The following is an 8,850-nucleotide window of genomic DNA, read 5'->3' on the forward strand; positions in this document are numbered from 1 at the left end:
AGGTTTGAAAGTTTCCTATCAAAAGTATAAAAACAAGAAAGAAAAATTGGTGTATGTCAATCCGCAATTTTATTTTCCAAAAGTCATTCAACTTCAGACAACTATCTTACCTGCCATTGGTCAGTTTGGTGGAGATGAGTTTGAACGAGCGAAACATATTTATGAGTTTTTGAAATCTAAAGGAGCAAGTCCCCAAGCCATTGCGGCAATTTTAGGAAATTGGTCTGTAGAGTCTTCTATCAATCCTAAACGAGCTGAGGGAGATTATTTATCTCCTCCTGTTGGCGCTACCGATTCCTCATGGGATGATGAAACCTGGTTAGCGATAGGAGGGCCAGCCATTTATAGTGGTGCTTATCCTAATATCCTTCATAGAGGTTTGGGGTTAGGTCAATGGACGGATACCGCAGATGGTTCAACACGTCATACAGCTTTATTGAATTATGCACATATCAAAAATAAGAAGTGGTATGATTTAGACCTCCAACTTGATTTTATGCTTCACGGGGATAGTCCTTACTATCAAAGTTGGTTAAAGGATTTCTTTGGAAATACGGGTAGTGCAGCCAATCTAGCCCAACTCTTCCTTACCTATTGGGAGGGAAATTCTGGTGACAAACTACTGGAAAGACAAACCAGAGCAACGGAATGGTATTACCAAATTGAAAAAGGCTTTAGCCAAACAAATGGAGGGCATGCAAAGAGTGACCCGCAATCCCTTGAAGGTGTCCGTGGAGACTTGTATGAGAATTCTGTTCCTGGTGGAGGAGATGCTATGGCCTATGCCTATGGGCAATGTACATGGGGTGTTGCGGCTCGTATGAATCAATTAGGCTTAAAATTAAAAGGAAGTAATGGAGAGAAGATTTCAATCATTAATACCATGGGAAATGGTCAGGACTGGGTTGCGACAGCTTCAAGTCTTGGTGGGGAAACTGGCTCTACACCAAGAGCAGGTGCCATTGTTTCTTTTGTAGGAGGTACACATGGCACACCAGCAGACTATGGTCATGTGGCTTTTGTAGAGAAGGTCTATGATGATGGTTCTTTCCTTGTGTCTGAAACCAACTATGGTGGCAGCCCTAACTATACCTTTAGAAAAATCTCTCAAGCAGATAGTGCCATCAGTTTTGCCTATACGGTGAAATAAAAGAATCATGTCATCAGTTTCGGTGACATGATTCTTATTTTTTATAGAGTGACATATTTAATGCCATAGGCTGATAAGTTACTTGATGATCGTCTTTAATCAATTGACTGTAAGTAACAAATCCGAACTGTTCATAAAATTGAATGACTTTAGGATGATTGATACTATCTAAAAATACCATCTGAGTTCCCACAATTGCTCGAAATTCTTCAATTTTTTGAATTACAATTTCAAATAACTCTTGTCCTGATAGTTTATTTAGCTTTGTGTTTTTGCCGAATTGACCGATAAGTAACACAGGGAGATAATCAATATTTTTGGGACTTTTCCCTTTTAGGACGAGTTTCTTTTTTAAGGATTTCTCTAAATCAGAAATATCAACAACTTTGAGAGATAAACTAAAGAATCCTATGATGTTATTTGTTTCAGTTTCTTCAACGATAAAATTACGAGAACGATGTTGTTTTTCAAAATTGGGGGCTTTATCAGATAGATAAGTCAACATCTCTTCATTACCGTTGAAATCAACATTTTCTAAAATGATAGTTTTAAATAGCTCCTGAACTTGTTTCTCAGTTTTATCAGGAGCTAGCACTTGAATATTTTCAAGATATTGCTTAAGTGGTGTTACTTGAATTGTCATCTTACAGATACTTTGAAATGAGTTTATTTTTCGTTGGAGCGGTAGCGTCCTGTGATTCAATAGATTTCAAGACTGCTTGTAGCTTTTTAGATGGTTTATGATTAAGAATTTTTAGAGCATCTTCGTTTGTTAGTTTTATATCACGTGTTAAACTGATTGTAGCCATTTGTTCTACCTCCTGTTTCTACTTAAATTCATTATAGCTTATTTTGAACAAAAGTTCAATCTGAAGATAGTGTATGTTTTCTATAGTGTATAAATCCAAAATAAGTTTTTCTCTTGCATTTGTAGCTCATATTCGTTAGAATAATGGTGTAAATGAGTGGTCGGCTCATGGTCAATCTGATAGTAATCTTGGACATAAGGGCCAAGCCGGTGGCGGACACCAGAACGAAATCCGATAGCAATCTTGGACGTAAGGGCCAAGCGGTGGCAGACACCAGAATAAACCGACTGATTAGGTGGCTTACAGGTTCAGTAAGTCATTTTTTTATTTGAAAAACAGTAAAAAAGCGCAAAAAATCACTTCCTGTGCTAGCGTGTAATTGAAATTTTTTAGTTTTGGCGTTAGAACTGTTTCCTCAGTCCTAGCCCCTTCTCTTTTGATAAGTATGCTTGGTGGAGAGTAGTTTGTAAATGATTCTGAGAATCTTATGAGCACGAGCAATGACGACTTTCATCTTACTTACTCTTTGGGAAATTCGATTGTAAAAAGAAGAAAAAGCTGGATCCTTGGAATGTGCTGCAATTAATCCCGACATGGTCAAATCCTGTTTTATTTAGCGATTTCCTTGCGTGATGTGTGAGGATTTTTTAATGCCAACACTATAGGCTAAACATCTTTTTCTGTCATGAGTTAGCAGGCTCTGCCTGCTTAGAGTTTTACATATGCTACTATTTTCGTTATAGCTAACTTTAATTCTCATTTATTAAGTATACCTAAGTTTTATGTTTAAATTTTGTATAGAATAGCTGTACCTCTTAATAGAGTTATGATTACGCTTTCAATTAAGCCTCGTTTATGATACTATTATAGTAATAGAAAAAATTCTTAGTTCGCTAAAGACCTTTATTCGAGATCCAGAGGAAATAGAAATTTTATCCATTAAAAATACGTTTCATAAGTTACTTACTTGATATTAATAGAATTCCAATATTGTATAATTAAATCAAAGATGACACTGGAATCAGGAGGATTTATTATGGTTAATAATGTAGCTGTTAAAGTCTCAAACCTTTCAAAAGAATTTTTGTTAGGGCAAGACAAAACTGTCTCTATTTTGAAAGATGTTTCTTTATCTGTCAATTATGGGGAATTTGTATCAATACTTGGTGTCAGTGGTTCTGGAAAGTCTACTTTGCTAAGTTGCTTATCAAGTTTATCTGAACCAACAAGTGGCGAAGTTGTTATCAATGGTATAAATCCATATACCTTAAAAGAAGGGAAGCTTGCTAAATTTAGAAGGCAAGATATTGCAATTATTTTTCAAAACTATAATCTGGTACCCGCTCTACCTGTACTAGAAAATGTTACACTTCCTCTGAGACTCTCAGGAAAGAGTGTTGATAGCAATAAAGTAAAAAAAATGTTGTATAGTTTGAATTTTAAAGCAGAACTATCATCATTAGTTGCTACCTTATCAGGTGGAGAACAGCAAAAAGTGGCTATTACTCGTGCAATAATAGCTGATAGTAAAATTATTTTTGCTGATGAGCCAACAGGAGCTCTGGACAGCGTCTCAAGAAAACTTATTTTTGAAACACTTCGTAATTTAGCGAGTCAAGGAAAATGTGTTCTTATGGTCACTCATGATATTGAGTTGGCTTCAAAAACTGACAGAGCACTCATTTTAAAAGACGGAAAAATATCTCGACAAATTATTAAACCTTCAGCTGATGAGCTCTACCAAGCACTTGAAAGTAGTAAAGATTAATTTGAGGAGGATATATTATGCTAAAATTAATCATTTACCAATTTCAGTACTCAAAAAGACAATGGTTAGGAACAATACCATTACTATTTGTATCTAGCCTGATTGTTGGAACATCTTTATTTGGTATTGCTAGTGCAATAAAGACTGCTAATATTAACGCTTCACAACTTTTTCAAATGCTAATAGTTTTTGGCGGGACTACTCTATTTTTCCTTATTTCAAATAATATAAGACTGCTAATAGATATCTTTAAAAAGGATTACCAATTATGGGCTACCCTAGGCGCAAGCAGAACTCAGCTATCTTTATTAGTATCTGGACAGTTTTATTTAATGGCAGTGATTGTTAGTAGTATTGGTACAATACTTTCATTTATCATGGCAGATAGTTACTACAAATTTTTACAAAATTTATTAGGAAGAGATGAGTTACCTGATTTAGTTATTACAGCCAACATTCAATCAATTTTATTGAGTGTTTTTATAGTCCCAACAATTGTAGGGATAGGGGCTTACTTTTATTCAAGTCGAATACTTAAAATATCATCAATATTAAAACCAAAAAAGAAAAAAAGAAAAGTTACAGTAACTGGTGTTATTAACATCTCTGTTCGTTTAATCCTATGGTTACTATGTATAGGTTTTATTGTTTCAGCAAGTTTTAGCAGAAATAAAGAAATAATTTCAACACAGTCAAGCATAATATTATTTTTATTAATTATTCACATCCTTATTATTCAATCACTATCTCCATCAATTCAAGTGTTTCTAATAAAATTTTTAATGAGGATATTTCCAACTGAAAATTATGTAATCAATACAGGCTTTTGGAATCTACTATCCAATCCTAGTTATTTGAAAAGTATACAAACTTCAATGAGCATGGGAGTAACTCTCATTTCTGGGTTTATTCTTTACACCCAAAATATGTATTCATTCATGAATAAAGCAAACGGTGTACTCGAAGCAAGAGCTTCCTTTATTGCTTATCTGTCTGCTCCAATTATTCTGATTATTACTAGTTCTATTTCTCTTACAATTTTATCTTCTAATAAAGATATTGAAGACATTAAACAGTTAAAGACACTGGGAGTGTCAAGATCACAACTTTTTAAAATACGTATAGGCGAGGCACTAATACATTCGGTGTTAATTTTATTAGTATCAGTAATTTTCAATTTAATTATTTTAATTTTAGTTAGCTTTATTGGCCAACTTTTAGGCCAAAGTGTAGTAGATAGATCGGGTTTTTGGCAACCGAGTCTTATAGTTATTTCTTTGTTAGTTGTTTTTTATAGTATTACAAAGGGATTCTATATATTTCGAGATAGATAAATTGGAATAGTTACTGATTCAAAAGAATACAGACACGTTTCAATCATGACTTCCATTATAAAAACCTCCTGTTAACTATTTGAACAATAGAACAAGAGGCTACTAGTAAGATATTTTCATGCTCAAGGCATATTCGAGTTATCTCATGACTCTTGTTCATGCAGTTTTACATACAGGCTAGGAAAAGCCTTATTAAAGATAACGGATTGGTATTGTTCACCTTCATTATAGGCTAAACATCTTTTTCTGTGGTGAAACTGTTTCTACACCAAGAGCAGGTGCCATTGTTTCTTTTGTAGGAGGTACACATGGCACACCAGCAGACTATTGTCATGTGGCTTTTGGAGAGAAAGTCTATGATGATGGTTCTTTCCTCGTGTTTTAAACCAACTATGGCGGAAACCCTAACTATACCTTTAGAAAAATCTCTCAAGCCGATAGCGCGATAAGTTTTGCCTATACGACAAGATAGAAGAGTTTACACTTGAAATTGTAGCTATTTAAAGATACAATATGCCTATAAATGAGTGGTCGACTCATGGTCAATTCGATAGCAATCTTGGACGTAAGGGCCAAGCGGTGGCAGACACCAGAATAAACCGACTGACTAGGTGGCTTACAGGTTCTGTAAGTCATCTTTTTTTCTTGGATAATATGAATGGGAAAAACTTGAATAAAATTCGTTAATGACATCTATTTTTAAAGAAAATGTAAAATTCTATTACTAATAATATTTTAGTAAAATATGTTGATAGATTACATAGAAAGTGATATACTTAAGTTATAAGAAACCGTTTTCAAAACGAGGAAGGATTAAATTTGTTGTCTTGGTGTTCAGGGTGTAATGGATTAAACTAGGAAAATAATTCTAAGAATTTATAAAACATAAAATCTTTGTTCTATAGGGTTATTCTCTTATACAAGGAGTCTACAATGAAGAAACTATTCATATTACTATCAACTTTTTTTCTCAGCTTTTTCTTTGTTTGGATTATTGTCTTACGTGCGCCACAATATTTATATGCAAGCTATGATTCCGTCTCCTTACTTCGTGTCAAAAAGGATACTCAGGAACCAACGCGTGAGGTATTTGAACAGGAATTAGAGAATTTTGCAAACTCAGAACAGAGTTTGATTGCAAGACGGATAGTAGAGCCGAGTAAGGATGGAAGCACCAACTTCACCTATGCGACCTATGGTCAGGGAGGCTTGCCAAAAGAGTTTCAAGCGGCTAGCCAAGAAAGCCGAGAACGGAGCGATCCTCTCAATAGTTACCTTCTCTTGTCTGGTTCATTGACCAAGGAAAAATTAGCTGCAAAATTAGATGATTTAGGTTATAAAGCGGTTGCAGACCGCAAAACCCCTCCGTATCTTTTAGCTTTTTGGATCGCTTTAAATCCGTTGTTATTGATTAGTTTAGCTATATTTGGATTAGCTTTCTTTGCTATGGTGATTATCACCCGGATTAAGGAGATGCGGGTTGCAGGGATTCAGCTCTTTTCAGGACAGACCCTCTTGTCCATTATAGGAAGCGCCTTATACGATGACGTCAAGTGGCTTTGCTTATCTGGGGGAGGATCCCTTATAGTGGGAGGTGCTGTCCTCCTCGGCCAAGGGCTCTTTTATCCCGTTTTTTTAGCAACCTTTAGTATCGGAGTCGGGCTTTATCTTCTCTTTTTATTGGGAATTTCGCTAGTACTGAGCCTGCTCTATTTGATGAGCTTGAGCTACAAGGCTTTGGTTCCTGTGTTAAAAGGACGTTTGCCTCTCAAACGTTTGATGACCTTGACCTTGCTATGTCAGTTGGTTGCTGTCTTTACAGTAGGTTTTGCAGTCAAGACTGGCTTGACTTCTTATCAGCGTTTACAGGAACTCCAGCTATCCAAGCAAGCTTGGGAAGATCGAGCAGATTATTACCAGATTTCCTTTGGGCTCGGTGATAGAGGAAAAAATGCGGAAAGTCAGAGCAAGTGGTATGCCTTTGCGAAGGAAGCAATCGAAGAAGAACAAGCCCTTTATGTAAAGGATAATCTGCTCCATTTTGCCAATCCACAAGGAAAAAATGAACAGGGAGAGACACTGGATACCTATAGTCCAGATGCTAATACGCTCTATGTTAGTCCCAGTTATTTGGAGAAGGAAAAGGTCGTGGTAGATGCTGAGACAAAACAGAAGTTAGCCCATCTCCAAAAAGGTGAGTTTGTCCTCTTGCTCCCAGAACATTTGCGATCTCGAGAAGCAGAACTAAAAAAAATCTTTGAAGAAAGCTTGAGTTATTATGGAAAATCTGGTGAGGAGGCAAGTGCTCCTTTGGATTATGAGATGAAAGCGCACGTTAGTTATCTTTCAATGGGAGAAAAGCGGTTTGTTTATAATAACGGTGAGAATCCCGTATCCACTCAGTATTTGACTGATCCGATTTTAGTGGTATTTACGCCGACTTCTACAGGTGATAGTTTTACATCCTTATCTAGTTGGTCTATCAATGCTGGTAAGAATATCTTTGTCAAAGGATATGAAGATGGAATCAAACTCTTGAAAAATGCAGGAATTTATGATCAAGTCTCCTACCTCAAGGAGGGGCGAAGTGTTTACCTCGCACGTTACTATGAGGTTCAAACAGAAACTCTAACCCTTATTTTAGGAGCTATTATTGGAATCGCGAGTTCTTTGCTTCTCTTTTATTCTGTCAATCTTCTTTATTTTGAACAATTTCGTCGTGAGATTTTGATTAAACGAATTTCTGGTTTGCGATTTTTTGAAACACACTCTCAGTATATGATTAGTCAATTTGCTAGTTTTGTATTCGGTGCGAGTCTCTTTATTTGGCGTAGTCGGGATGTGGTGATTGGATTGGTAACTTTATCGATCTTCCTCGTTAGTGCTATACTGACTCTCTACCGTCAAGCACAGAAAGAATCTCGTGTTTCTATGACCATTATGAAAGGAAAATAGGATGATTGAACTAAAGAATATATCTAAAAAATTTGGAAGCCGTGAGTTATTTTCAGATACTAATCTTCATTTTGAAGGTGGGAAAATTTATGCCTTAATCGGTACAAGTGGCTGTGGTAAGACAACCCTCTTGAATATGATTGGACGATTAGAGCCATATGACAAAGGGCAAATCATCTATGATGGCACCTCTCTTAAAGACATTAAGCCCTCTGTTTTCTTTAGAGATTACTTGGGATATTTATTTCAAGATTTTGGCTTAATTGAAAGTCAAACCGTCAAAGAGAATCTCAATCTGGGTTTAGTTGGTAAAAAGTTGAAGGAAAAAGAGAAAATCTCATTGATGAAACAAGCTTTAAACCGTGTAAACCTATCTTACTTGGATTTAAAGCAACCTATATTTGAGTTATCAGGAGGAGAAGCACAACGTGTTGCGCTAGCGAAGATAATTTTAAAGGATCCGCCTTTGATTCTTGCAGATGAACCGACCGCTTCGCTAGACCCCAAAAACTCTGAGGAATTACTTTCTATCCTAGAATCTCTAAAAAATCCGAATCGGACCATTATTATTGCGACCCACAATCCCCTGATTTGGGAGCGAGTGGACCAAGCCATTCGAGTTACCGATTTATCACATAGATGATATGGTAAGATTCAGTTAGAAGAAAGTTTTTGATTATATACAGCATAAATTCCGAATATCTGAAGTACTTGTTTATAATCACAACATTATTTGAGAACGCAGTTTTGGCTCGTTCTCTTTTTTGTTGTGATACTTCTTTCAAGGAATATTTGGTAGGATTGGAGTGAAAAAAGATTAACTAGGAAAGAAGG

At 35.9% G+C, this 8,850-nt stretch carries 7 protein-coding genes and 1 pseudogene; 6 read left to right on the plus strand and 2 right to left on the minus strand.

The features are described 5' to 3' along the window. Positions 1-1,150, plus strand: a 1,150-nt coding sequence (locus tag E7C97_RS08600; RefSeq protein WP_316108908.1) for a phage tail tip lysozyme, incomplete at its 5' end; no start/stop codon positions are given. A gap of 34 nt (positions 1,151-1,184) precedes the next feature. Here E7C97_RS08600 and E7C97_RS08605 read toward each other — a convergent pair. Together E7C97_RS08605 and E7C97_RS08610 are read right to left on the minus strand one after the other, a co-directional pair. Beyond that, positions 1,185-1,793, minus strand: a complete 609-nt coding sequence (locus E7C97_RS08605; RefSeq protein WP_070846392.1) for a hypothetical protein — start codon at positions 1,791-1,793, stop codon at positions 1,185-1,187. 1 nt (position 1,794) lies between these two features. Continuing rightward, on the minus strand, positions 1,795-1,959 hold the full coding sequence (locus E7C97_RS08610; RefSeq protein WP_000201399.1) for a hypothetical protein: 165 nt from the start codon (positions 1,957-1,959) through the stop codon (positions 1,795-1,797). 1,036 nt (positions 1,960-2,995) lie between these two features. Here E7C97_RS08610 and E7C97_RS08615 point away from each other — a divergent pair. The 5 genes and pseudogenes from E7C97_RS08615 to E7C97_RS08635 all read left to right on the plus strand — a co-directional run bounded on the left by E7C97_RS08615 (position 2,996) and on the right by E7C97_RS08635 (position 8,659). Beyond that, on the plus strand, positions 2,996-3,727 hold the full coding sequence (locus tag E7C97_RS08615) for an ABC transporter ATP-binding protein (protein ID WP_316108909.1): 732 nt from the start codon (positions 2,996-2,998) through the stop codon (positions 3,725-3,727). Positions 3,728-3,744: 17 nt separating this feature from the next. Then, positions 3,745-5,061, plus strand: a complete 1,317-nt coding sequence (locus E7C97_RS08620) for a beta-carotene 15,15'-monooxygenase (protein WP_316108910.1) — start codon at positions 3,745-3,747, stop codon at positions 5,059-5,061. A gap of 250 nt (positions 5,062-5,311) precedes the next feature. Beyond that, a pseudogene (locus E7C97_RS08625) lies at positions 5,312-5,533 on the plus strand (CHAP domain-containing protein); the annotation flags it as partial. Between the two features lie 461 nt (positions 5,534-5,994). Continuing rightward, positions 5,995-8,016, plus strand: coding sequence for a bacteriocin-associated integral membrane family protein (locus E7C97_RS08630; RefSeq protein ID WP_316108912.1), 2,022 nt, complete (start codon positions 5,995-5,997; stop codon positions 8,014-8,016). Between the two features lies 1 nt (position 8,017). Beyond that, positions 8,018-8,659 (plus strand): ABC transporter ATP-binding protein, encoded by a 642-nt coding sequence (locus E7C97_RS08635; RefSeq protein ID WP_316108913.1) that lies wholly within the window; start codon positions 8,018-8,020, stop codon positions 8,657-8,659. Positions 8,660-8,850 lie beyond the last annotated feature (191 nt).

Source organism: Streptococcus sp. (genome assembly GCF_032481935.1).
In the GTDB taxonomy this organism is placed as follows: Bacteria; Bacillota; Bacilli; order Lactobacillales; family Streptococcaceae; genus Streptococcus.